Origin of the sequence: Nostoc sp. (genome assembly GCF_036917375.1) — a bacterium.
In the GTDB taxonomy this organism is placed as follows: Bacteria; Cyanobacteriota; Cyanobacteriia; order Cyanobacteriales; family Nostocaceae; genus Nostoc.
The window spans coordinates 22,552-47,415 of sequence record NZ_JBALDN010000093.1; the positions used below are offsets into that span (position 1 = coordinate 22,552).

General features: G+C 41.4%; 18 protein-coding genes. 12 read left to right on the forward strand and 6 right to left on the reverse strand.

Annotated elements, in window-relative coordinates:
• Positions 1-52 precede the first annotated feature (52 nt).
• On the reverse strand, positions 53-775 hold the full coding sequence (locus V7K45_RS24060) for a cyclase family protein (RefSeq protein ID WP_335007479.1): 723 nt from the start codon (positions 773-775) through the stop codon (positions 53-55).
• A gap of 557 nt (positions 776-1,332) precedes the next feature.
• Complete coding sequence (locus V7K45_RS24065; RefSeq protein WP_335007480.1) at positions 1,333-4,263, reverse strand: PAS domain S-box protein; 2,931 nt, start codon at positions 4,261-4,263, stop codon at positions 1,333-1,335.
• Positions 4,264-5,310: 1,047 nt separating this feature from the next.
• Between V7K45_RS24065 and V7K45_RS24070 the strand changes: the two genes are divergently transcribed.
• The 4 genes from V7K45_RS24070 (at position 5,311) to V7K45_RS24085 (ending at position 13,163) form a co-directional block, all read left to right on the forward strand.
• The gene (locus V7K45_RS24070; RefSeq protein ID WP_335007481.1) at positions 5,311-7,857 is read left to right on the forward strand and encodes a proteasome protein; all 2,547 of its coding nucleotides are present in this window, start codon (positions 5,311-5,313) and stop codon (positions 7,855-7,857) included.
• Between the two features lie 31 nt (positions 7,858-7,888).
• Positions 7,889-8,698 (forward strand): Rpn family recombination-promoting nuclease/putative transposase, encoded by an 810-nt coding sequence (locus tag V7K45_RS24075; protein WP_335007482.1) that lies wholly within the window; start codon positions 7,889-7,891, stop codon positions 8,696-8,698.
• Positions 8,699-8,936: 238 nt separating this feature from the next.
• A complete protein-coding gene (locus V7K45_RS24080) occupies positions 8,937-11,912 on the forward strand; it encodes a molecular chaperone (protein WP_335007483.1) in 2,976 nt (991 codons plus the stop codon).
• A 159-nt stretch (positions 11,913-12,071) separates the two neighbouring features.
• Positions 12,072-13,163 carry a hypothetical protein gene (locus V7K45_RS24085; protein WP_335007484.1) on the forward strand — a complete coding sequence of 364 codons (1,092 nt, stop codon included), beginning with the start codon at positions 12,072-12,074 and terminating at the stop codon, positions 13,161-13,163.
• A gap of 102 nt (positions 13,164-13,265) precedes the next feature.
• On the opposite strand, the gene V7K45_RS24090 is transcribed toward V7K45_RS24085, so the two are convergent.
• Positions 13,266-13,445 (reverse strand): high light inducible protein, encoded by a 180-nt coding sequence (locus tag V7K45_RS24090; RefSeq protein WP_069071239.1) that lies wholly within the window; start codon positions 13,443-13,445, stop codon positions 13,266-13,268.
• A gap of 304 nt (positions 13,446-13,749) precedes the next feature.
• Between V7K45_RS24090 and V7K45_RS24095 the strand changes: the two genes are divergently transcribed.
• The 3 genes from V7K45_RS24095 to trpD all read left to right on the forward strand — a co-directional run bounded on the left by V7K45_RS24095 (position 13,750) and on the right by trpD (position 16,933).
• On the forward strand, positions 13,750-14,886 hold the full coding sequence (locus V7K45_RS24095) for a hypothetical protein (RefSeq protein ID WP_335007485.1): 1,137 nt from the start codon (positions 13,750-13,752) through the stop codon (positions 14,884-14,886).
• A 17-nt stretch (positions 14,887-14,903) separates the two neighbouring features.
• On the forward strand, positions 14,904-15,785 hold the full coding sequence (locus V7K45_RS24100; protein ID WP_335007560.1) for a DNA adenine methylase: 882 nt from the start codon (positions 14,904-14,906) through the stop codon (positions 15,783-15,785).
• A gap of 80 nt (positions 15,786-15,865) precedes the next feature.
• A complete protein-coding gene (gene trpD, locus V7K45_RS24105; protein WP_335007486.1) occupies positions 15,866-16,933 on the forward strand; it encodes an anthranilate phosphoribosyltransferase in 1,068 nt (355 codons plus the stop codon).
• Here the strand turns inward: trpD and V7K45_RS24110 are convergent.
• Positions 16,863-17,903, reverse strand: a complete 1,041-nt coding sequence (locus V7K45_RS24110; protein WP_335007487.1) for a retropepsin-like aspartic protease family protein — start codon at positions 17,901-17,903, stop codon at positions 16,863-16,865. The genes trpD and V7K45_RS24110 overlap by 71 nt on opposite strands.
• 222 nt (positions 17,904-18,125) lie before the next feature.
• On the opposite strand from V7K45_RS24110, the gene carA reads away from it, so the two are divergent.
• The 5 genes from carA (at position 18,126) to V7K45_RS24135 (ending at position 22,520) form a co-directional block, all read left to right on the forward strand.
• The gene (carA, locus tag V7K45_RS24115; RefSeq protein ID WP_335007488.1) at positions 18,126-19,289 is read left to right on the forward strand and encodes a glutamine-hydrolyzing carbamoyl-phosphate synthase small subunit; all 1,164 of its coding nucleotides are present in this window, start codon (positions 18,126-18,128) and stop codon (positions 19,287-19,289) included.
• Between the two features lie 143 nt (positions 19,290-19,432).
• Positions 19,433-19,798, forward strand: coding sequence for an STAS domain-containing protein (locus tag V7K45_RS24120; protein WP_084227153.1), 366 nt, complete (start codon positions 19,433-19,435; stop codon positions 19,796-19,798).
• Between the two features lie 582 nt (positions 19,799-20,380).
• Positions 20,381-20,860 carry a Mini-ribonuclease 3 gene (locus V7K45_RS24125; protein ID WP_194044898.1) on the forward strand — a complete coding sequence of 160 codons (480 nt, stop codon included), beginning with the start codon at positions 20,381-20,383 and terminating at the stop codon, positions 20,858-20,860.
• A gap of 92 nt (positions 20,861-20,952) precedes the next feature.
• Positions 20,953-22,131, forward strand: a complete 1,179-nt coding sequence (rlmB, locus tag V7K45_RS24130; protein WP_335007489.1) for a 23S rRNA (guanosine(2251)-2'-O)-methyltransferase RlmB — start codon at positions 20,953-20,955, stop codon at positions 22,129-22,131.
• 86 nt (positions 22,132-22,217) lie between these two features.
• The gene (locus V7K45_RS24135) at positions 22,218-22,520 is read left to right on the forward strand and encodes a DUF1816 domain-containing protein (RefSeq protein ID WP_335007490.1); all 303 of its coding nucleotides are present in this window, start codon (positions 22,218-22,220) and stop codon (positions 22,518-22,520) included.
• Between the two features lie 189 nt (positions 22,521-22,709).
• On the opposite strand, the gene V7K45_RS24140 is transcribed toward V7K45_RS24135, so the two are convergent.
• The gene (locus V7K45_RS24140; RefSeq protein WP_335007491.1) at positions 22,710-23,558 is read right to left on the reverse strand and encodes an alpha/beta fold hydrolase; all 849 of its coding nucleotides are present in this window, start codon (positions 23,556-23,558) and stop codon (positions 22,710-22,712) included.
• Positions 23,558-24,808 (reverse strand): methionine gamma-lyase family protein, encoded by a 1,251-nt coding sequence (locus tag V7K45_RS24145; protein WP_335007492.1) that lies wholly within the window; start codon positions 24,806-24,808, stop codon positions 23,558-23,560. The genes V7K45_RS24140 and V7K45_RS24145 overlap by 1 nt, the downstream gene beginning before the upstream one ends.
• Positions 24,809-24,864: the final 56 nt, after the last annotated feature.

Sequence of the window (24,864 nt, forward strand, 5' to 3'; positions counted from 1 at the left end):
GTTATCCTCAAGTTTACAAAATTGGGGTAAGAAGCAAATATCGATATAAAAATTAAGGCACTAACGCCAATACCCCCACAGGAGAACCAGAACCACCACGTAATCTTAGAGGTGCGATCGCTAGAGTAGTACCTTTAGGTGGCAGTTGATCCAAATTTGTCAGATTCTCTAACACAATACGCGATTGTTCTAAAACTAGGCGGTTAATCGTAAAACTGTTATCCTGTCCGGGGTCTACACCATGAGTATCAATTCCTACCCCAACTATTTGCCGTTCCTCAAGTAAAAATTGAGTTGCATCGCTGCCAAACCCTGGAAAGTGTGGAATCCCTTGAGCATCATGATTGAGGAATGCACTTTTATCAAACCACTTTTTTTGCCAACCAGTATTCAGTATAACTACGCAGTCAGTAGGAATTTTACCGTATTCTGCTTCCCAAGCCAAAACATCAGCAACAGTCAGGGCATAATCAGGATTAACTGCTGTAGCTTGACAAATATTTATAACTACCGCAGGTACAACCAAAGACTGGGCTGGATATTGGTCAATTCCCACAGCAGAACTATGAAAACTATTAGGGGCGTTGATATGGGTAGCGCTATGTTCCCCCAAGGAGAAACGCCGCAAGTAATAACCATCATTATTGAGTTCAGCCACAGTTTCAAATTCTACTGTGGGATCTCCAGACCATTGGGGAATATCTATGTCAATTACATGACTTAGGTGGATAACGCGTGTGTAGGTGATACTATTTTGACTTTGGGGTTGTATCATCCCAGCCTTCTATTTTATTTGTACTCAGAGATTTTTTTTGTTCGGTGCGTAGATGCAGTTCATTGTGTACATTGTCTGGGTTGGCTACGCCTACGCAAAGATAGTACTACCATTACAACGTTTTTCAAACCTAATTCCCTATATTAGAAGAAATAATCCCCTCAATTCCTGTAAATTTTAGGTTATTGAGGGGGTTAAAATGTTGCAGCAAAAAGTGAGTTGATCTTAGTTAACAACTATTAGGTTAAGCTTTGATTAAGTTTAGATTAAGATTAGATATCTCTAGAAGTTAAATATGCGTTATCCAGAACCCCTCTAGAGACGTAACAGTGCTACGTCTCTACATTAGACTTCTTGGCATTTGTAGGGAAAAGGGTAAGGGGGAAAGGGGAAAGGAATAATAAAAAACCTTTTCCCTTTAACCTTTCCCCTTTTCCCGCCTCTTGTAAAAATTACTTTTGCAAGAGACCTCCATGAGCCTTCGGCTCACAACCAAGGATGAAAGTAGACTTTCAAGACAGGTCTATTTTTTCACTTTTATCTTTATTGTGTGATATCTAGGTTGAGGGTTCTTGCTTTAATGGAATCATTACAACAAACTCAGCTCCTTCTCCTGGTGCTGAAATACAATGGATCTTTCCACCGTGTTTTTGGACTACAATTTGGTAGCTAATTGATAATCCCATACCTGTACCTTTACCCACAGGTTTTGTCGTGAAGAAGGGGTCAAATAGGCGTTTGCGTACTTCTTCACTCATCCCTGGGCCATTGTCAGCAACTCTAATAATTACATAGTCTTCTTGAATGAGGCTGCGAATGTGAATTTGTGGAGAAGTCATTTGTCCTTGGGAGGCAGTGCGTTGGACGGGTTTCCCGGCTTGTACCCCTTCGGGGAAGCAAGCTACGCGCAGCGTCTCCGACAGGAGAAGCAACTGCCGTTCATTTGTCCTTTGTTCAGTGTTGTTTACTAATGACAGATGACTATTGATATTGGCGCTTGGCCTTCCCGCAGAGTATGACTCTTCTAAAGCATCGATCGCATTTGTCAACACATTCATAAACACCTGATTCATCTGTCCGGCGTGACAGACTACTGGTGGTAGATTGCCGTAGTCTCGAATTACTTGGATTTCGGGATGTCCTGGTTTGGCTTTGAGGCGATTTTGCAATAGCAGTAAAGTGCTATCCATCCCTTCATGGATATCCACTGCTTTTGTACCGTCTTCATCAAGGCGAGAAAAATTGCGCAAAGATAGGACAATCTGCCGAATGCGTTCGGCTCCCATCTTCATCGACTCCAAAATTTTGGGTAAATCTTGCTTGAGAAATTCCAAATCAATGGTATTGATTTGTCGATCGATCTCTGGTGTTGGTGGGCAGTAGCTCTGTTGATAAAGTTCTACTAAGTGCAACAAATCCTTAGTATATTCACTGGCGTGGCTAATATTGCCGTAGATGAAATTGACGGGATTATTGATTTCGTGGGCAATACCTGCAACCAATTGTCCTAAACTGGACATTTTTTCAGTTTGAATCAGTTGCGTTTGAGTTTGTTGAAGTTCTAGCAGTGCTGCTTCTAGTTGCTGGGCTTTGTCTTGGGCAGTTTGGGCGGTAATGCGACTTTGGGTGTAAAGTTTAGCTTGGTCAATGGCGATCGCTAGTTGAACTGTAACTGCTTGTAGTAATTCTACTTCGTTGTTCAGCCAAGGGCGAAAGCCACTACAATAACCACAGCTAAATGCACCAATTTCACCAGATTGAGTGTGTACGGGCAGCGCCATAAAGGCAGTGAAACCAAAATCCTGCAAAAATTGCTGTGCTATGGAATCGCCCACAGTCTCAGTATCATCAATGCGGATGATTTCTCCGTTCAAGGTTTTGGCTGCGATTAGTTTAATTTCGGCATGAATTGCTTCTTGTTGATTAAGCAGACATGGTAAAAAGGAACTTTTCGCCTCATAGACTCTTTCCCAGTATGGTACATCAGCGTCTTGCCGATACCAAAAGAAGGCGCAGCGATCGATCTGGAATAAGTTGCGAATCTCCTGTACTGCGGTTTCCACAATGTAATTGAGATCCAAAGAAGCTCGAATTTGGCTAGAAAGACGATTGAGGAGTGCTTCTCGCTGGGCGCTTTCTCTGAGTGCAATTTCTGCTTCTTTACGGTCAGTAGTGTCATAGCAAATACCAACGAAGTACAAAATATTGCCATTAGCGTCTTTAATAGCAGATGAGTTGCTTGTATGCCATCGCCAATTACCATTTTTGTGTTGGACTCGATATTCGATTGCTTTTTGTTTTTCGCTTGTTGTCAAAATTCTTTGAAAATAATCGACACAAATATGCACATCGTCAGGATGTATAAAGGGAATAAAAGATTTGCCTTCAACCTCTGCAATTTCATGCCCCAAAATTTCAGTCCAGTTAGGAGAAACGTAAGAAAATATCCCCTCAAGTGTCAGCGCAAAAATAATGTTGTTGGCGTTTTCCACAATGCTGCGGAACTTGGCATCGCTTTCTATTAAGGCTGCTTGGCTCTTGTCGCTGGTGTCGCGGACAAGAACTATAATTTGCTGCTCTGGTAATGGTAATAACCTAGCTTCAAAATTATTGTTTTCTCCTAATTGCGGTAAACTATATTCAAAACTGACTTCATATTGAGTTTCAAGTACTTGATTTATTGCTTGATGGAAGCGATCGCCTACAGCAGTCGGTAAGCATTCGGGCAAACTCTTGCCCTGATAATCTTCTGGTGGAATATACAAACTCTCCATCAACCCTTGCTTATAATCCAGAATGCTTCCAGCAGCATCAATGCGAAAGTAGGAATCAGGAAGTACTTGCAAAATCGCCGCAAATTCTGATGTTTTTTGGCGTAACTGTGCTTCAACTGCTTGGCGTTTGCTAATTTCCGCTTGCAGTTGCTCTAATGCTTTTGCTAATTCTGTTGCCCGTTCTCTATCTGTAATTTTACGTAAGCGGCGAGAGGAATTTGTCGATAGCGAGCAGCTTTCTGTTAGGGAAGGTTGATCGATCCCTATCGGCACTTCTGTTAGATCGATACAATAACCGATGTAACCGACAAAGCTACCATCTGCCGCAAATCGTGGTGCGGCTGTATCTAAAATCCAGCGATATTCACCATCAGCTCGACGCAGGCGATATTGCCTCTGGAAGGAATCATACGTCGCAAATGCTCTCAGGTATATATCTTCGCATCGCTGTCTATCTTCTGGATGGACGCTGCCTGTCCAAATATTGCCTATTTCCTCTTCTCGCGCAGATGCAGACGCGGCTTTTGTGAGATGTGTTCCAGTAAATTTCAGCCAATTAGAATTGAAGTAACAGTAAAGTGCATTATACCCAGACATCCAAATCATCAGAGGAGCAATATCCGCCTGCTGGCAGAATACTTTTTCATCCTGTTGTATTTCTTCCTCTTCTACTATGATTTGTTTAACGTAGTTCTGCACCTTTTTAGAAAACACTTTTGCCTGCCTGCTCTGCCTAAATTATTAAGGGAATATGCTGAAAATACAATTTCTTAATACATGGATATAATCTTGTTTATGCCAACCTGCTACCGATCTTAATACTTTATTTATTTTTATATATGCAGCAATTCCTCTTTTACTGTAAATAAATTGAAAAAATGCTGAAGTTATCATTAAGATTAACTTCAGCATTTTGTGTGAAATTTAAACTATATATAGGACTCTTCTTTGATTTTTGAACCAGACTCAGTACGGATCTATTCCTTCCTTCCTATTCCCTGTTCCCTACCACGCAAGTAAATTCAAGAATCCAACCGTATTCCTATATATATCAGAGAGCTTGTTTGACTTTGTTTATTTTTGAAGTCACTGATAAATTCATCTTAGCTATGTAATTGCATTGCTCAAAAACCTGATTTAGCTTTACGGAAACTATATGATTCTCTGCAAGGCATTTACATCTTTATAAGAAATTCACAATAATCAAGAATTTCATCCAAAATAAATATTGATTTTTTATCAAGAAGAATTCAGCATGAATTAAAATCTGGCTGATGGATCTATCTTGCTTAAAATAAAGGAGTATAAAAAAGTTTGAGAGCTACATCTGTATTCAGCAGACTTGATTGAATGATGGGTATAAAAACCAACCCTATTTATTTGTAATTTGGGGTAATGATGAATTTATTGTTTTTTATTGTTCTCAACAAAACCCAATTTTTTAAAATTGTCTTGACTAGTCAAAATGCCTTATATAGCAATCATATCTGAGTGACGATCGATCTAGGTGATAACGAACTGTCTATCTACGAGACACTACACATAGCTTACTTCCTCGTAGAGTACGCGCGGCATCTTGTAGAAAAGTATGCCAATAAAAAGAGAACAAATCTCACGAATGATTTAGGATTGCTGTAGCAAAATCGCAAATTAAATGAGAGAAATGCTAAATGTGATATCAACTGGTTGTAACCATGCCTGGTAATCGCATTTTATATGTTATAAAGCTCACAGAAATTAATGTTAGGCGGAAACTACTTTATGGAACCAGATAAACTGGGCCGTTTTAAGGAGTACGGCGAATTCATCCTCCGAAAGATAGATTCTGTGCCCCAGTACCCTTCTAAACAAGAAGATTGGGTTCCAGCTAGTCTTGATGACTGTCTTCTTCGTTTGCGATCGGCTGCCCAGAAAACTGTAGACCTGGCAACTTCGCCTGTCAAAATTGGTGTGATGGGAGAATTTAGTAGTGGAAAAACCTTACTTTTAGGCAGTCTAATTGGATATGCAGATGCTTTGCCAGTCAGTGAAAACCCCACTACAGGTAATGTTACCGCCATACATATTATTCCGCAAGATGATTTTGCAACGACGCAATTAAGCAATTTTACGGTAGAGTATCTTTCTCATGAGGGAGTACACGAGTGTCTACGCTTCATGCTAGGGGAAGCCAATAAACGAACCACAGCAGCAGGGCTTCCTCCAATACCAGTATCGAAACTCAACTCTGGCACAGACATTATTGGTTGGTGTGAAGAAGCATGGAATAGCAGTAACAATTTAGAACTGCGTTATTTGCTCCGGGAGTTGGTATTATTCCTGCGGGCTTATCAAGCTTATGGGGAGGTTATGTGTGGTGGGCACTACCAGATTGATGCGGTGACTGCCCGTGAAGGGCTACAGCTAGTCGAACAGCCAATGGCAATCCAAACTCTGAAATTTGAGGATCTACCGCCAGCACACATCAGATTACCGAGTCCACCCCAGAGGCTACCAACAAAGTTATTGCAAAACAGCTTCCCACTAATTCGCCGTGTCGATATTGATGTGAAAATTTCACGGGAAATTTGGGATTTTGCAGATGCAGCTAAATTTATTCTCATTGACTTTCCAGGATTGGGGGCTGCTAATTCCGGGGCTAGGGATACCTTTTTGTCACTGCGGGAATTGGCAGAAGTACAGACAATTTTGGTATTGCTAAATGGTAAATCTCCTGGGAGCGATCGCGCCAATAAAATCTTCACCATGATGCAGCAGCAGCGACCAGGACAAGACCTGAAAGATTTAATTCTCGTCGGTGTGGGTCGCTTCGATCAACTCCCTCTAGATAGCGAGGGTGGCGAAAGAGAACTTGACCACCTGATTGAAGATAGCCATTTAGAAGAGGAAACGGTTCTCCAAAAACTCAAAGTTCTGCAAACTACCATTGACGGTGCAGCTGCGTTTACAACCCAAAAAGACCGCATCGTTTTACTGTCGCCATTGTTGGGATTAGCTGAATTAGCAAAACGTTCTAGTAAAGTCAAAGCTGGTTCACCAGAGTTTTTGGCTAACTTAGACTATCCTGATTATTTAGATCGGTCTAAACGGCTACAACAGAAATGGGAGCTATTAAGTGAACGGTTGATAGAATCTAACACCCGCAGCTATTTGGGCAGACAGTTGGGTTACTTTAGTCAAGATGGCGGACTTAGTAAGCTGCGGGAATTGATTCAAACTCACGTAGCTACTCATGGTCTGAAGCAACTGCATGAAGATACCAAAAGAGCTGCTGATGTGGTAAGTCAGCAACAAGATCACTTGAAAGACATCATAGATGAAATTCACGAGCAAGGTATCCCCACAGGCGATAGCCCTGCTTTTATCGAATTGCGCTTTGTGGTCGAAAGCTTAGATAAAATCTACAGAAATTTCCAAAAAGATATCGGCAAAGAACCACTTAAAGATCGGCGCGGTGTTGTTGTCAGTGATGTAGTGAAAGACGAACTCACCTTTAGAATCCTCAATTGGAACCAGTGGACTTTACTCTTCAACAAAGCTAATAATGGAGCGATCGCTCTGGCAGAATCTAAAGGTGCAGCTGGGAAATTATTCGATCGGGGAAACCGCGTAAATACTTCCCTTCCGACTAAGAGCGATGATTTTTATCCAGTATTTGAGAAAACCGTTAAAGAAGTAGAAGATTTTGCCCGCGATCGCATCCAGCAAGCCGTGGTAGATTTGTTAAACCAATTATCAATTCATGTAGCCCCAGAACGCGAACAATTGCAGGCATTTTTCCACCCAGAAATGGAACAAGAAATCGAAGAAAAATTTGGTTTTGAAGATGCCGATCTCTTTTATAAATTATTACTAGGATGCGATCCTAACGAATGGAAAGAAGCAATTATCTCAGAAATTAGTAGTAAAGACAAAACTGTTGCACCCGAAATTATCTTTCCTTTAGCACGTCAAGACGATAAACACAACGTTGGTCAAATATTTGACTGGGCCCCAGAGAAAAGCCAAGGATTACCCAGATCGAGCAATCACCAACTTTTAGTACTGCGACTGCGAGATGAAATTACAGCTAGCGCCAGTCTCCATCTTGTGCAGTATGTCAGTGAAGTTAATCAGCAAATTAATTCCGAACTAGAAGGCATTTTGGATCAAATTATTCCTAGTCTGCAAAACCTTTCCAAAAAAGAAACTTTGCTAAGATATTTGGCAGCTGGGGAATTGCCATCTGAGATAGAAATTCCTACTTGGTTGCAGATTATTTCTGAAATGGCGGCTGTTTCTCCCTCAGACGATTTGGATTTGAGATGAGGCGATCGCTTCGAGATATGAGGATGTATTTGTGAGACGTGATGCAATTTTTTATACAATTTTCAAGCGTGTCCCAGGATTATTTTTCGAGTTAGTAGAACAGCCACCGCCTGAAGCTGCTAGCTATCGCTTTGAATCAGTAGAAGTTAAAGAACCAACATTTCGGATTGATGGGGTATTTTTACCTCCACCGGATGCAACATCTCAAACGATCTTTTTTGCTGAGGTACAATTCCAAAAGGATGAATTACTGTACCATCGCTTTTTCTCAGAATCCTTGCTGTATATGTATCGTAACCCGTCACTTTACGATGACTGGTACGGGGTAATTATTTTACAGTCTCGCAGCTTGGAACCAGAAAAAACCACTATTCACAGATCGTTACTGAACAGTTCTCAAGTACAACGAATTTATTTAGATGAGTTAGGTAGTCCTGATGAGTACAAAGTAGGTATCAGTTTGATGCTGTTGACTATTGCCTCAGAGACTCAAATGGTTCAGGATGCGAAACGTTTAATTGAGCGAGTGCAACAAGAGCAGATAACTGTCTTGGCTAAGAAGGAGATAATAGATGTAATCACAACAATTGCAGTTTATAAATTCGCAAACTTAAGTCGTGAAGAGGTAGAAGCAATGTTAGGAGTTAAGTTAGAAGAAACTAGGGTTTATCAAGAAGCTAAACAAGAGGGACGAGAAGAGGGACGAGAAGAACTAAAACTTGAACTTGTACCTCGGTTCTTAGCTCGTGGTATGTCGATGGAAGAGGTTGCACAGTTACTTGATTTAACTATCGAACAAGTAAGACTTGCAACTGAGCAAGAGTCTTCAACATCAACTTAGTTAGTAACTACCGTAATTTTCATAGCAATGCCTAATTTGAGCTACGCCTACGTCCTTTCATATAAAAGCGTAGGCGTAGATATTGTGCTAAATAAAAAGCCAGCGCTAAAAAGAATCAGTGGTACAAGAGCAAAAATTAAAAGTTTCTACCATAAGGATTCTCTAAATTTGTAATTTTATGATAGAACATTACAGTTTTTAGCCAGCTATAAAATAAACAACATAAAGTGATACTATAATGAACCCTTTTCAACTCAACAAATATAGCGAGCAAGAACCAAGCGAGAAACAACAAAAAAGATTTCCAGGATGGTTTGCTTTAGATTTTGGTACATCGAATTCGACAGTCACACTTTTCGATCCAATTGAAGTACCGATCGCAGAAATTTTACCCAAAGAGCAAGAAATGCGGTTGCGCGATCGCTTATCGCAATGGCTCAGTTCTCCCGCCTCAGTGGCTTTACCGGATGTCAGCGCTGATGATTGGGCAAAGTTTATCATAGAAATTAGCAAAAATTTGGAGATAGAACCCAGCCGATTAAGTGAAGTTTTTGAAAGTGATAATAAAGAGCGATTTTTAGAAGCAATTCGCCAAATTGAACTTTCTTTAGGGAACAGCGAGAGGTTCCGCCGGGCTGTCAGCAAAAAACTTTACCAAATCTATCATGAGGTGTTCCGCGTCCCTACTCTAGAGTCGCAAAATCTGATCCCAGTTGTGCTGGATATCGATCGCCGCGATACGGAAATTCCCAGCGAGTCGGAAATTTCACACTTAGGGGACTTAAAACTGCGGATGGGAAGGGAAGCTAGAGATAACCGAAAAAAAGCGATCGCTCAAGGTACAAGCGGTTCTTTAAAGGAAATTATCAGCAGGTTTCACCATTCACCCAAACGCTATTTTGGCCAGGAGCGAGCGTTTTCAGTTATTTTGGATGGCGAAGAAGAAATAATTACCGCTAACCAGTTAATCCAATCTGCTTGGGCGCATTTAATCGAGTTAACTGAAGACTACCGCCAACACGCACGACGCAGATTTTCGGAAGGAGATTTTTTAACAGCAGTTGTCACTTACCCAACAGTCGCCCCACCAGTTGTTCGCAAGGAAGTTAGGGAATTAGTTGAGCAGTTAGGAATCGATGATGTGCAAACTGCTTATGATGAAGCCGTTTCTGTGGCAATATTCTTTTTATGGCGAGAATTTGGCGGTAATCTCAACATTGGGATCGAGTCATTCAAAACCCGTTGTCGCCAAGTAGGAAATAAATGGTCACAAAATGTCCTCGTCTTGGATATTGGCGGGGGAACCACAGATTTAGCTTTAATTGAACTGACTTTAGAAGATAAAACCCCAGCCTTTGCCGATTATGAAGACCGGGGTTTGGGAGGACGTTACTATAAACTTACCCCCAAACTATTAGGTTCATCTGGTCATTTACAGCTAGGCGGCGAGTTAATTACACTGCGAATTTTTAGATTATTAAAAGTTGCGATCGCCGATTTTTTGTTGACAGCAGTCACAATAGGCGATCTAGAAAACGAAAAGTTAGAAGACTTAATTAACTCTGAGTTAAACGAGCGCTTTTTAGAACAAGGCAAATTTAAAACTGGCAGTCTTTTAAAATGTCTGGATAGAGAGAATCCTGAAGGCGATATTTCTTATAAAGATGCCCTAGATACAGCCGAGAAAGTATTGCCCACCCGTTGGCAACAAGCACCTCAACGTCTGCAATCTTTTTATATTCTCTGGGATTATGCAGAAGCCGCAAAACTGAAACTTGGGCAAAAGCCACCAAAAGAGAATTCTCTATTAACCTTCACACTTTCTGAGCAGCAAATTTCCGAATTGCTTACCCAAAGCGCCGTTAAATTACAAGTCAAAGATCCCAATAACATCTGCGTCACCCTAGACAACCACCAATTTGAACGAGCCGCCGCTTCGGGAATTAAAGAAGCGATCGGAATTGCCAAAGGATTAATGGAAAGTCGTTTGCGTCCCGACGATCTCACCAAAGATTCTTGGAATTCCCAAAAGGTTGATTGGTTAATTTTGTCTGGTAAAACTTGTAATTTAGACGTAGTGCAGCGCCAAATCTACCAAGAATTTAGTAAATCTCCATATTTTGTCTGGAATCCAGAACGGATTACCTTTGTGTTGGAATTTACCAAGCTAGCCACCTCCGCCGGTGCTTGCTATGCCGAAAAGTTACGAAGATTGAGATTCGATCCAGAAGAGTCTAAAAGCTTGCTGCGTAAGGGAGCCAACCAGCTAGAAATTGATGTCAAAAACCTGTTTTATTATTTGCCCTGCAACTTCAAACGCAAAACCCAAAGCAACGATTTACTAACTATATTCAAAGCTGGACAAGAACTCTATCAACTCGCACCTTGGGAAACTGTTGCTAAAGTTCGTACTCATTGGCAAGGCATACAATTAACTAATATTATCTACCGTCAAGATTACGAAGAGGGAGATTTACGACTATGGGGAAGCTTTGACGGCAAAAACCTCATGAATCAACTGGAAATGCCAGAAGCAGAATTTCTGAAAAAAATCAAAGTCCAGTTTGAGATTGACCAAACCCTCGAATTTAACGTATTGCTTTGTCAAGGAAATCCCCATTATTTGATTGACATTTCTGGTATTGATTTAGAATCGGTAGTTTCAGAAACTTCAGCGCTATTTGCTGATGGTAAATTAAACTGGAATATTGCAGTAGAACGCTTCAATAAAGATTTAAATGATGGTGATATTGCCGTGAATGTGATTGAGTCTGCAACTGTCGATCAACCAGATGCCTATCATCTTGTATTTGAAGTCGGAAATGATGGTAGTAAAACGTTTCACAAATTTCACTATTTGCGCGATGGGGTGACACAACCAGGAATTGGGTTAATTAGTAATCCCTTACCTCCATTCCCACAAACTGGCCAGCACACCTTCTATGTTTATCAAACAGATGCCGAAACGAACAGCAAAAAATGGATCAGAATTGGCGCACTCAGTAAACCAGATATAACCACAGATTACCCTTGCCAATATCGTGTAAGTCTCGACGATCGAGGTATTCTAAGGATGCACGCTGGTGAAGTGCCTTACTGGACATCACAAAATCAAGAATGCCTCAAGGAAGAAGGATGTGTTTATCGTGCTGAATTAGAGTTGCAACCTAATGAAGTTGATAAAGAACGCGATCCATTTTGCGGCATACATTAACTTTTGCATTAAAGCTCCGCGTTCCTTTGCGTTTACTTTGCGCCCCTCTGCGTTTAAAATATTAATTTTTTCAACGCAGAGGAACGCAAAGGTTAGCGTAGAGTAACGCAGAGGTTTGCCAAGTTTAATTCGCTACGAAAATATTTGGAGGTGATATTTATGCAGCACTTGCGTCAATTATTAGAGATAGAAAACTCGGAGTTAGCCCGGTTACTGCGGTTTAGTTTGTATGGACTAGAAGCTACGTTGAATCAGGCTCGTGCAGAATTTCCTCTAGATCCAGGAGTCGAGGTATGCGATGATGTGCTGCAAGAACTTCATAACCTCTTACAACCTGAACCACCACAGCAAAATACTGGTTGGGAAGATGTGCCAGATGAGTTGAAACTAACTCACCTCCGAGAAGCTTTTAATTCTGACTCAGAACTCAGTTATTATCTGGGTAATTCCCAACTGCAAAGCCAAACAGACTCAGACTTGTGGAATGAGATTCAACGCAAACTGTTACGAGTCCCAGAGGATTTGGCTGCAACTTGGCGACAGCGCACTTTAGATTTAGCTCAAGAAGTTGGTGCGATCGCAGATAATTCTAACCTTTATCAACTTCCCTTTATCCGCGACGAAATTATCTACCCAGGACTTAGTGGTACTATTCAAACTCAGGGATTGAGCTTGTATCAACAAGCACTTTCAAATACTCAAAATGCTCAAGGTAATGCATCCGATTTACCAGCAGCATTCCTATTTTTATATATGAATTTTATCGAAATAGACCCAGATTTACATCATGCTTTAAAGAGCGTTTTTAGCTTCGATGTCGTTTCCTTACACTCCAAACCAGAACAGCGCGATCAATATATTGATGCTTTAAGCGATCGCTTCCAACGCACCCAAAAAGCTGAGAAGAACACCGATCCCCTGTCAATTCTCCGTGCTTGGATTGACATGGACGAAGCGATACATTCCCTAGTATTCGTACCACCGGCTGAACGCTATTCTTGGTGGGGAAAGCTACAACATGAATCACGGCGCATTCTCAAGAAAGTCGCTGATGAAGCTATTAATGCAGGTAATGAAGTGCGAATTCGCCAATTATCAGGGCTTTATGCAGATATCTGTGCTTTATCGAAGGATGACTTACAACTGGACTGTGGTGGTATTCCTGGCGAAGTCTTAACTTCTCTTCGAGTGTATGCGCGAATTAATCAAGAAGAATCTCCCGGCCGTGTAATATTTCGCTCATCACGGTAGTTGCTGGCGAGTTTTCTAATTCTTGAGATTACGAGGCAAGGCAGACAATTTTACTAATCCCCGCCTTGCCTCATAATCTAATGAAGCTAAAAACGTTTAAATTTACAGAATGCCCCAGAAGTGTAAAATCCCTTGACCAGAAAACACTTCAAGTGCAACAGCAGATAAAAAACCAATCATTGCAAAACGACCGTTCCAGTTTTCGCTCTGAGGAGTGAAGCCCCAGCGCAAAGCATTAGGATCTTCTGAAACCGAAGGCGTAGTCTTCTTAACGTCTGCCATAAATAATACTCCGAGCTTTTATGTTGTAACAGTTATAACTGCCTGTAAAGTAATGTAACAGGTTTTTACAAAATTGCAACATAAACTCTAGATAAAATTCAGTAAGAGGTATTACGGGTACGTAGTTTTATGATAGTAGGTTTGCGATCGCCTATGAGGGCAAGCTATGCCCCAACAGCCAATTACTTCAGAAAACTGTAGCCATTCAGGAGTAAATTAACTCTTGCTTGGTCATTTCTATGCTTTAATAACCAATGCTGAACTAAACTATGGCAAAGAGAAATATTAAGAAAAATTTGGATATATGGCAGAAATTCTTCATTTTACAGGATTTATCAAAGGAGTGACCTATAAAACTTACTTAGATGATAATTTAAGTAGGATTAGTTTAGATGTATTTGATGTCAATAAAGAAAGGGGTTATGGATTAATCAAGTCACCTACAACTGAAATTGCTTATTCCAAATGGGTATCACCTAAGAGAACTAGAAGTTATCCATTTGCCAGAATTTATAATACATATAATTCCTCGAAAGTTATAACTATTATCCCGGTGATTAAAGATGAAGGCAAAGATGGCGATATAGATAAGATTCAATACTCTACAATTTCTTGGATGAATTTGCTTAATATCTATATAGTACTTGCTTATTACGAAACAGCAAAAAAAAGTACTAAAAAGGGGCAAATTAATAAGAATAAGTTGAGTAATCAGAAATATGCTAATGATTTCGTTAAGTTTCAAATCAGTGAGATACTAGCATATCGCCAAAGCGCACTTCATTGGAATAAGAATCTATTTGAAGAAAGATTTACACAAACTTTTGAAAAAGCTCTAGATTCTTATGATTCTATTTTTCATCAAACTGGAGTAATAATTCACTCACGAGAAGGATTAGATAAATATTTACATAAAATCAGAGAAGAGTTTGAGGAATTTAAGAATATTTCTCTTAAAGGTTCTCAGAGTGCTAGTAAAAGAGAAGCGCTGACTTCTCATAAACTAGAATATTTAGTAGATGGATTAAAAGCAACTTTTAGTATTGAAAACTATCTTGGCGGAATTTACTATTTGACTCCTGATGAGATAATATTCGAGAACAATATGTATATTATACAAGAGTCGAAAAATACTTCAACAGCATCTTTGCCAAAGCTGCCTGATATTCAAGATGGTTTATTCAAGCTAATTTTATTTTCTAATTTAGATTCTTTAATATTGAACGGTGAGCCAGTATTATTTGTTACTAAGTTAAAACTTACAGGTAACAACGTTGTTGGTTCTATCGTTTTTCCAGATGCGTCTCTAGAAAACCTAGAATACTTTTTAGAAGTTAATATTAAAAATTTTAATACAAATCAAAAAGTAATTATAAAAAAGTTGGCTTTAGAAGCTCAAAATAATCATAAACTTAAAATAGAAATATCCAGTAATTTTTAAACATTATAATCTTGATTATGATTAAAAGCCCTCTCCGATATCCTGGTGGCAAATCAAAAGCAATAAATCAAATAGTTGAATATTTACCAGAAAGCTTTTCGGAATTTCGAGAACCTTTTGTAGGTGGTGGTTCCGTATTCATTTATTTAAGACAAAAGTTTCCCGATCTCAAAATTTGGATTAACGATTTAAACCCTGAACTCTTCTTATTCTGGAAAATTGCCCAATCTGATATCGCTCAGTTAGTTAAAGAAATTCGCCATATTAAAGTAAAGTCTACAGATGGCAAATTATTGTTTTCAGAATTGACTGGTGTAGATGTCAATAAATTATCTGATTTAGAAAGAGCCGTTCGTTTTTTCGTCCTCAATAGAATTACTTTTTCTGGAACTGTAGAATCAGGTGGTTTTTCCCAAGAAGCTTTCCATAAAAGATTTACTGATACTTCAATAGAACGACTTGAAAAATTAGAAAATATCTTATCAAAAAACGTCCAAATTACTAATTTAGATTATAGCCATCTATTAAAATCAGAAGGAGAAGATGTATTTATATTTTTAGATCCACCATATTTTAGTGCTACGAAATCAAAGCTATATGGTAAAGATGGTCACTTGCACACTTCTTTTGAACATCAGAGATTTGCTAAACTTTTGCAACAATGTCATCATCGCTGGCTAATTACCTATGACAATTCAACGCAAATTATAGAAAATTTTCAATGGGCTAATATTTCAGAGTGGGAATTACAGTATGGGATGAATAACTATAAGCAGAGTGGTGCGGCTAAAGGAAAAGAGTTATTCATTACTAACTACGAAGTTAAACTTTTTTTGGATAAAAAATCACAAGTTCAGGATCTTGCTAATCCAGCTTTGCAATTAAGCCTTGAGATTTAAACCTAACTTTGATAGCTTCCAATTTTCCGGTAGGATAACCCCATAGCTCTCAATATAGCTACAACATACAAATCTTAGCTATGATAACTTCTCCAATCCCTGCTCAAGAATCCTCTGCTAGCTGGTATATCCTGCTGCAACAATTAATAGACGGCCAATCATTGTCTCGCACTCAATCTGCGGAATTGATGAAGGGTTGGCTCAGTGAAGCGGTTCCCCCAGAGTTATCGGGAGCAATTTTAACAGCGCTGAACTTTAGAGGCATTTCTGCCGACGAGTTGACCGGCATGGCTGAAGTATTACAATCTCAATGTTCTCCACTCAGCACTCACCACTCAGCACTCAGCACTGTAATAGATACCTGTGGCACTGGTGGAGATGGGTCATCAACCTTTAATATTTCCACAGCAGTTGCTTTCGTTGCTGCTGCATCTGGCGTACCTGTCGCCAAACATGGCAATCGTTCAGCATCAAGTCTTACGGGAAGTGCAGATGTATTGGAAGCCTTGGGTGTAAACCTAAGTGCCTCAAGTGAAAAAGTACAAGCAGCACTACAAGAAGTCGGGATCACTTTTTTGTTTGCCCCTGGTTGGCATCCAGCGCTCAAGGCGGTTGCGTCATTACGGCGGACTTTGAAAGTGCGAACAATTTTTAATTTGCTCGGGCCGTTAGTAAATCCCTTGCGTCCAACTGGGCAAGTGGTGGGCTTATTTACTCCCAAACTTTTGGCAACTGTTGCCGAAGCTTTACAGAATTTGGGCAAGGAAAAGGCGATTGTGCTGCACGGGCGAGAAAAACTTGATGAGGCTGGGTTAGGAGATGAAACTGATTTGGCGGTGTTATCGGAGGGGGAAGTACAGTTAACTACTATTAATCCCCTAGATTTAGATTTAACGCCTGCTTCCATAGGTATGCTTCGGGGTGGAGATGTCCAAGAAAATGCGGAGATTCTCAAGGCTGTACTCCAAGGTAAGGGAACTCAGGCGCAACAGGACGCAGTAGCTTTGAATGCGTCATTGGCGCTGCAAGTCGCGGGTAAAATCGCATTCCTCGATCACGCCGAGGGTATTAAAATCGCTAAGGATATCCTACAAAGTGGGGCTGCTTGGACGAAGTTGGAGCAGTTAGTTGAGTTTCTGGGGAATTGATTTGCGATCGCAATTGCGGACGAAACTCTACGACATTACGCTTAATGGTGACATCGTAGTTACCAAAAAAGTCATGTCCTAAAAGTCCAGTTTCTAGTTCCGCACCTGCGATCGCTACTGGTATTTTATTCACTATTACCCCGCCAACAGCCATCGAATTAACATAGCCCACAGGAAATTCTACAGCTCTGGAACTTGCGGTGTTTGCCTTGGCTCTTCCCACTGTCACAATTCCCAAAGCATTAGCCATCTCTTGGGTGATGACAGTGCCACTTGCTCCCGTATCCACAATCATCTCAAATTGTTGCTGGCCATTAAAGGTAACTTCCACAATTGGCGTACCACCAATTCGTCTTTTTATCGGCGCTGTAAATACTGCTTCATCGGGAATCACCACTGCTGATGAAGGCAAAGCTGGCGCTGGTGATAACGGTTTTGTTTCTCGTGGAGGTAAAGTGAACTTTGGTGTAGTTTCTCTTTGAGGAACAACAACGACTACTTTCTGAGGTTCTCTAACTGCAACAGGGCGAGGATTAGCTTGCTGTTGGGCATATTTAACTTGGCGGCGATATTCCGTGATTTTGGTTTGAGCGATCGCAAATTCTGGGCTTTTCCGCCGCACTTTTTGCATCAGCGCGATCGCATCCTGATACTGACTCGCCACCAATTTCCAATCATCTGGAGATTGAGCCGATTGGCTGATACTCCAAGCGCCAACAGCTTTGTCTCGTCCCATCTCAAAAAGACTTGGTTCACTTTCAAACGGATCTAGCGGCTGCGCTTCTGGGGTAGCTGCTGGTCTTACTGGTTTAACGCTAGGCTGGACTGGTGCTAGATCCCCAATTGGCATAGGTTGCTCATCGCCACTAGTAGCGGTGTTCAGTTTGTCTTCACTACAGGCAACGCACAAAACCGCTAGAGTGCTTGATACAAAAATTAGGGTTGCACGGGATAAAAAAGACTGAAGCATAATTAATTTTAACTGCCCAAGCTTTGCCAAATCCACTCCCGCTACTTTAATTCCCTTTTAATTTTAATTAACTATCTTAAAAACTCCCAATTGCTCAACTCATGGGATAATTAACAATCGCAGTATTAAGGAATAGGGAACAGAGAGAAGAGTTTTCCCCTCTGCACCCCGCCCCTCTGCCTCTTTTCAATGCCCCATGCCCAATCCCCAATCCTATCACCTATGCCCCTGACTGACTCCATACCAGCTTTACTTGTCCTAGCAGATGGAACCACTTATCGCGGTTGGTCTTTCGGTGCGACGGGAACCGCGATCGGAGAAGTGGTGTTCAACACTGGCATGACAGGCTATCAAGAAGTCCTGACCGATCCTAGTTACCGCGGTCAGATTGTGATTTTTACCTATCCTGAATTGGGGAATACTGGCGTCAATTTGGAAGATGAAGAATCAGATGGGCCCCAAGTGCGGGGTGCGATCGCCCGGAATATTTGTCACCGTCCAAGTAACTGGCGATCGACACAAACTTTACCTGACTACCTCAAACAAAACCAAATACCAGGGATTTACGGCATCGATACCCGCGCCCTCACCCGCAAAATTCGGATGTTCGGAGCGATGAACGGTGGTATTTCTACAACCATTCTCGATGAAGCGGAATTGCTGGAGCAGGTACTAGCAGCTCCCAATATGGCAGGATTGAATCTGGTTCGTGAAGTCACCACCTCAACGGCTTATGAATGGTCCGATCCCACAATTCCAGCTTGGGAATTTAACTCTGAAGCTGGGGAAAATCTTGGGGAAGCCTTTACCGTTGTTGCTCTTGACTTTGGCGTAAAACGTAATATTTTACGTCGCTTAGTAAGTTATGGTTGCCGGGTAATTGTTGTACCTGCTGATACACCACCAGAAGAAATTCTCAAATACAATCCAGATGGTGTGTTTCTTTCTAATGGGCCTGGCGACCCTGCTGCCGTCACTGAAGGGATTGCAACTGCCAAAGCACTCCTGTTAAGTGAAAAACCCATCTTTGGTATTTGTATGGGACACCAAATTTTAGGTCATGCACTAGGGGCAGAAACCTATAAACTCAAATTTGGTCATCGTGGTTTGAATCAACCTGCCGGTTTACAACAACGAGTAGAAATTACTAGTCAAAACCATAGTTTTGCTATTGATCCAGATTCTTTACCTACGACAGTTGTAGAAATCAGCCACCTAAACTTAAACGATCGCACCATTGCCGGGTTACGTCACAAATCTCTACCTGTGTTCTCCGTACAGTATCATCCAGAAGCTAGTCCTGGCCCACACGATGCTGATTACTTGTTTGAACAATTTGTTCAAGCCATGCGAACAGCACGTCAAGCCGTGGCTGAGGTGAGGTAAAAATAGAGAATGGGGAATGGGGGTTAGGAAAGAGTTTTCCAATGCCCAATGCCCAATCCCCAATGCCCTATTCCAGCAGATTGTAGACAACTTGCTCAAAAACCATCTATACTTGAGCGTTCACTTTAACTCATGAGGAGGGAATTATTGCTGAGCCACTGAATCTAACCGTTAGCCTGAGGGGCACTCGTGAAGTCCGGGATAACTGTCAGCTATTCCGCCTCACAGGTTTGTTAGATGCTTTTTCCGAGCCGACATTTCGCAAGACACTTGGCAGCAAGATAGACGAGGGTCCTAAGCACATTATTTTGGATCTCTCACAAATTGACTTTGTTGATAGCTCTGGCTTGGGCGCTCTGGTGCAGCTAGCCAAGCAGGCTCAAACTGCTGATGGCACTTTGCAAATTGTCACGAATGCCCGCGTAACTCAAACGGTCAAGCTTGTTCGCCTAGAGAAGTTTCTCTCCCTGCAAAAATCAGTTGAAGACGCTCTAGAAAACGTCAAGTAGTCTTGATTGCTCGATCTGAGAGGTAAATTTAGCTATCCAGATTCAAAATCGGGTAGCTTAATTTTTAAAACTTCTGGCAGAAAACCTCTCTCCTTGTGGGAGAGGCACAAAGCCAGTTGAGCTATTATGTTTAAAGTTAAGTAATAACTAAAGATATAGACACCCAATTTTTGGGTATGTAATCGTTGGCTAGAATATTGGATAAATAATCAAGTCTGAGATATTTATTGTAAGAAATACAAAGCTAGCAGATTTGTTTATAGATAGACTTGACTTGATGCTGTATAGTTAAAAGTTGTCGTTTACTCAGTAAGTATAGCAATGCTACCAAGTAGAAGGGTGAATTTGATGTCAAAATTTTACCCTATCTTAGGAGCAGACCACAAGAAGTAGGCGAAATTTGGTTTATAGATGTTGACATCAGGGTGATTTTAAATGCCAACTCTCAATCAAAAAGATGAAATTACGAAGTAATTTTGATAGTATTGATTATGCTAAGTATACTATCACGGCATACTTCAGAAAAATCAGTCTTTGCGAAGAATGCCTGCCAAATGTAGCCCGTCAAGGAATGATTTATTTGTGAAGTCACAGGAGGAAGAGCTATTAGATGGACAAGATGAAACTCCCAAACAGAGCTTGTCTTGGACTGAAGCACTCTTGGCAACCACAGGGCCATTCCAACAGATTTCCCTCTCACAAGTGCAACAAATTTCTCCTAGTGCTTTAGCATATTTAGGGGATGCAATTTATGAGTTGTATGTTAGAATGTTCTATCTGCTGCCATTGCAGCGGTCAGGAATTTACCATCGTCTGGTAGTGGAGCAGGTAAGAGCAGAAACACAAGCGCTACATTTGCGATCGCTAATTCCTCATCTCAGGGATACCGAATTAGAAATTGTCCGACGGGGTAGAAACGCCGCAACAGGACGCCCTAAGCGACTTAATCCCGAAATTTATCAACAGGCAACTAGTCTAGAAACTTTAATAGGCTACTTATATATTACCGATTACCAACGTCTAACCGAACTGTTGCAAATACTTCATCTAGAAAAAGAGTGAAAACTCAATTTCGCAGTGGCCACAACACTAGATTAGGTTCAAAAAATTGAGGTAATCGGAACGATCGACCATACGCTATATTCATAACTCAAATGCAGGATAAACCCAAAAAAGTCAAGACTTCTAGCGAACCAAATCGCGGACAACCCGTAAAAATTAAAGGTAAACGTGTTGTTACTAATCCGGCTCGCAATCCCAGGAAAATAGATAGCAACCCCATCTCTGGTGCGAATCCAACTCGCAATCCCAGGAAACTAGATAGCAACCCCATCTCTGGTGCGAATCCAACTCGCAATCCCAAAAAAATAGATAGCAATCCCATCTCTGGTGCGAATCCAACTCGCAACCCCAGAAAAGTAGATGGCAACACCATCTCTGTTGTTAATCCGAATCGCAATCCCAGGAAAATAGATAGCAACCCCAGCTATGGGAACTCGCGACAACGAAATAGCAACTTCTCCCAGCCGTCTGTATCTACACCGACAGAAGAAGATAACGATCTCATCTACGGTCGTCATCCAGTATTGAGTGCATTGCAAAATCAGCGCAATCTCAACCGTCTGTGGATTACTACCCGTCTGCGATACGATCCCAGCTTTCACCATTTCCTCTTGCAAGCAAAGGAAAATGGCACAGTTATTGATGAGGTTGAACCCAAGCGTTTAGACTATCTCACCAACGGCGCTAATCACCAAGGTGTGGCAGCACAAATTGCTCCCTACGCTTACATGGAATTGCCCGATCTAATTGAGCAATGCAAATCTGTAACCGATGCTGTAATTGTCGTAGCTGACGGAATTACCGATCCCCACAACTTGGGAGCAATAATTCGTACTGCCGAAGCAATAGGCGCTCAAGGATTGGTGATTCCTCAAAGAAGGGCATCTGGGATCACTTCCACTGTTATGAAAGTGGCAGCAGGCGCTTTAGAAAATTTTGCTGTAGCTAGAGTTGTCAACCTCAGCCGTTCCTTAGAAGAATTAAAAGAAGCTGGCTTTTGGATTTACGGTACTGCTGCAAGTGGCAGCGAACCTTTGCATACAGTCAATTTTACTGGCCCAATCGTTTTAGTAATCGGCTCAGAAGGCGAAGGTCTGGGTATGTTGACTCAGCGCTCCTGTGATTTTTTAGTATCGATTCCTCTACAAGGTAAGACTCCCAGCCTAAATGCTTCTGTAGCAGCGGGTATGGCGCTTTATGAGATTTATCGTCAGCGATCGCTAAATACACTGCACTTAGATAAATTGCAAAAAATCTCTTTGAAAAAATAACAGTAACAGAGTATAAAGAAATGTAAAAGATAATAAAGCAGCATATCGTTTAACACCCTGTAGACGTTTATAAATCGGCTAAAACCATGAAAACCATTTGGCATAACCTCAAGGAAGTGTTAATTAACACATTCGACTACATCGGCTTGGCTTGGTGGGTAGAGATTGTCACACAGAATCCACGTTGCACGTATTACTTCGGGCCATTTCTAACTTCTTCTGATGCAACATTAGCAAGCAAAGGATACATAGAAGATTTGGAGCTTGAAGGAGCGCAGGGAATTGTTGTGAATGTCAAGCGCTGCAAACCTAGTAACTTAACAATTGCTGACGACTTGGGGGAAAGATTTGACCGCAAAGTACAGCCTGCCTTTGGCGGTCAAATTTAAGTTAGGCCAGAGAATGAAAAGGATGTTCTGATGCAAAGACGTAAAGATATTAAAGACACAGAAAATCCTTTTATCGGGGGGTATTGCGTCTTTTTCACTCATTGCGTCACTACATCTTCCCTCTCCTTTTTTTCTTCGTCAATAGTCAAAAATTTTTTAAATATTTTTTTTAAATATTAAATATTTAGACTATTGACTACCAACTACCTGCGGATGTTCTTTCAGCCAACGATCGATATCATTTAGCACCTGCTGGGGAACTTCCCACGGAAAAAGATGGGCGGTGTTGGGATAGCACTGCCACTGAGAATTGTTGAGGTGTTGAGCAGTTTGTAGGCTGGAATCAGATGTAATGTGGCGGTCTTTTTCACCAGCAAGTACTAAACTAGGACATTGTATTTGTTCTAAATCTAGAAGCCGATTGTATCCTGATTGAATTGCACTATAGAGGGCGCGAGTAGCAGCCGGAGAGGTTTGCAAATAAGCCGGTACTGCTTCCTTGGCGATGTAATTGTAACTGGTAGATGTATGTTGTTGGATTAGGTAGCGGAAAAGCGATCGCTTACCAAAAGTTTCAATATTCCATTGCCAACTCGGTTTTATATAGTTCAATAGGGCAGCAATGCCAGTATATAAATTATCCTGCCAAGTAATAGGAGGATGACTGCCACGGGGTTTTGCAGCTGTCGCCACCAAAACCAGCCCAGTAACACGCTCTGGCAAACGTAATGCCATCTCCATTGCCAGAATACCCCCAAGTGACCATCCCAATACCAAGCACTTTTCAATCTGCAAACGGTCTAGAAGCGCTTCTAAATCAGTCAAATGGTCATTCATATCAAAATTGCCTTTGTAGCGACTTTTGCCGTATCCGCGTAAATCAGGGGCAAAAGTTTTGTAGCGTTTTGATAAATGATTAGTAAAAACAGAAAGACTACGACCAGTACCAGGATGACCATGTAAGCCCAGAATGGGGAATCCTTGACCTTGGATGTAAACATTGAGACGTGCAGTAGTTGTGGTGTGGCGATCGCTCATTATTTGCCATTCTCCTGTCTGCCAATACTGCCAACTGCATCGATCGCAGCTTCCAAGGCGATCGCCACATGAGTCCAATGAGTCCCACCCTGGCAATAAACCACATAGGGTTCACGCAAAGGCCCATCTGCTGATAATTCCAAAGTACTCCCTTCAATAAATGTCCCCCCAGCCATGACCACCTGGCTCTCATACCCCGGCATATCATCTGGAATAGGATCTAAGTAGGAACCAATAGGAGAATGCTGTTGTATAGCTTTACAGAAAGCAATTAGCTTTTCGGCAGAACCGAGTTTAATTGCCTGAATCACATCTCCACGGGGAGCTAGGGGAGCAGGATTTACTGGATAACCGAGTTTATCAAATACATAACCAGTAAGATAAGTCCCTTTCATCGCCTCTCCTACCATTTGCGGCGCTAGAAATAAGCCTTGGAACAGCAGGCGATTTTGGTCAAAAGTAGCACCGCCATAACTACCGATACCGGGAGCAGTCAGGCGACAGGCGGATGCTTCTACTAAGTCGGCGCGACCAGCGACATAACCACCAGCGCTGACAATAGTACCACCAGGATTTTTAATCAATGACCCAGCCATTAAATCAGCACCTACATCTGTGGGTTCCCTAGTTTCAATAAATTCGCCGTAACAGTTATCTACAAAGCAAATGGTATTTGGGTTTTGCTGTTTAACTAAATGAACGATTTTTTCAATATCGGCAATTGATAAACTAGGACGCCAAGAATAGCCACAAGAGCGCTGAATTAAGACTAAACGAGTATTTTCAGCCACACTAGTAGTTAAAGCTTCCCAATCGATAGTTCCTTCTGGGGTTAGCTCCAATTGGCGGTAATTTATGCCAAACTCGATAAGAGAGCCTTGACCTTGACCCCGTAAACCAATGACTTCTTCAAGCGTATCGTAAGGAGAACCGACCACTGCTAACATTTCATCTCCAGGACGGAGAACGCCAAACAAAGCACAGGCGATCGCATGAGTTCCCGAAACAAACTGGACTCGCACAGCAGCAGCTTCAGCACCCATAACTTCGGCAAAAACTTTATCTAAAGTTTCTCGTCCTAAATCATCATGACCATAACCACTTACACCAGCGAAGTGGTGTGCGCCTACACGGTGATTACGAAAAGCATCCAGCACTCGTTTTAGATTATGCTTGACCTGAGTGTCAATTCCAGAAAAAATTTCTAATAGTGCATGTTCTGCTTGCCGCAGCTGTTCTAAGCTGTTCATCAGTTCCTCTTTCAAAAAAAATTAATTATAGATATGCGGATTTTAAGATCGCGCAG

Coding starts and splice junctions, on each gene's coding strand:
- V7K45_RS24060 (WP_335007479.1), bottom strand. CDS start 775: ATGATACAACCCCAAAGTCAAAATAGTATCACCTACACACGCGTTATC.
- V7K45_RS24070 (WP_335007481.1), top strand. CDS start 5,311: ATGGAACCAGATAAACTGGGCCGTTTTAAGGAGTACGGCGAATTCATC.
- V7K45_RS24080 (WP_335007483.1), top strand. CDS start 8,937: ATGAACCCTTTTCAACTCAACAAATATAGCGAGCAAGAACCAAGCGAG.
- V7K45_RS24085 (WP_335007484.1), top strand. CDS start 12,072: ATGCAGCACTTGCGTCAATTATTAGAGATAGAAAACTCGGAGTTAGCC.
- V7K45_RS24090 (WP_069071239.1), bottom strand. CDS start 13,445: ATGGCAGACGTTAAGAAGACTACGCCTTCGGTTTCAGAAGATCCTAAT.
- V7K45_RS24095 (WP_335007485.1), top strand. CDS start 13,750: ATGGCAGAAATTCTTCATTTTACAGGATTTATCAAAGGAGTGACCTAT.
- V7K45_RS24100 (WP_335007560.1), top strand. CDS start 14,904: ATGATTAAAAGCCCTCTCCGATATCCTGGTGGCAAATCAAAAGCAATA.
- trpD (WP_335007486.1), top strand. CDS start 15,866: ATGATAACTTCTCCAATCCCTGCTCAAGAATCCTCTGCTAGCTGGTAT.
- V7K45_RS24110 (WP_335007487.1), bottom strand. CDS start 17,903: ATGCTTCAGTCTTTTTTATCCCGTGCAACCCTAATTTTTGTATCAAGC.
- carA (WP_335007488.1), top strand. CDS start 18,126: ATGCCCCTGACTGACTCCATACCAGCTTTACTTGTCCTAGCAGATGGA.
- rlmB (WP_335007489.1), top strand. CDS start 20,953: ATGCAGGATAAACCCAAAAAAGTCAAGACTTCTAGCGAACCAAATCGC.
- V7K45_RS24135 (WP_335007490.1), top strand. CDS start 22,218: ATGAAAACCATTTGGCATAACCTCAAGGAAGTGTTAATTAACACATTC.
- V7K45_RS24140 (WP_335007491.1), bottom strand. CDS start 23,558: ATGAGCGATCGCCACACCACAACTACTGCACGTCTCAATGTTTACATC.
- V7K45_RS24145 (WP_335007492.1), bottom strand. CDS start 24,808: ATGAACAGCTTAGAACAGCTGCGGCAAGCAGAACATGCACTATTAGAA.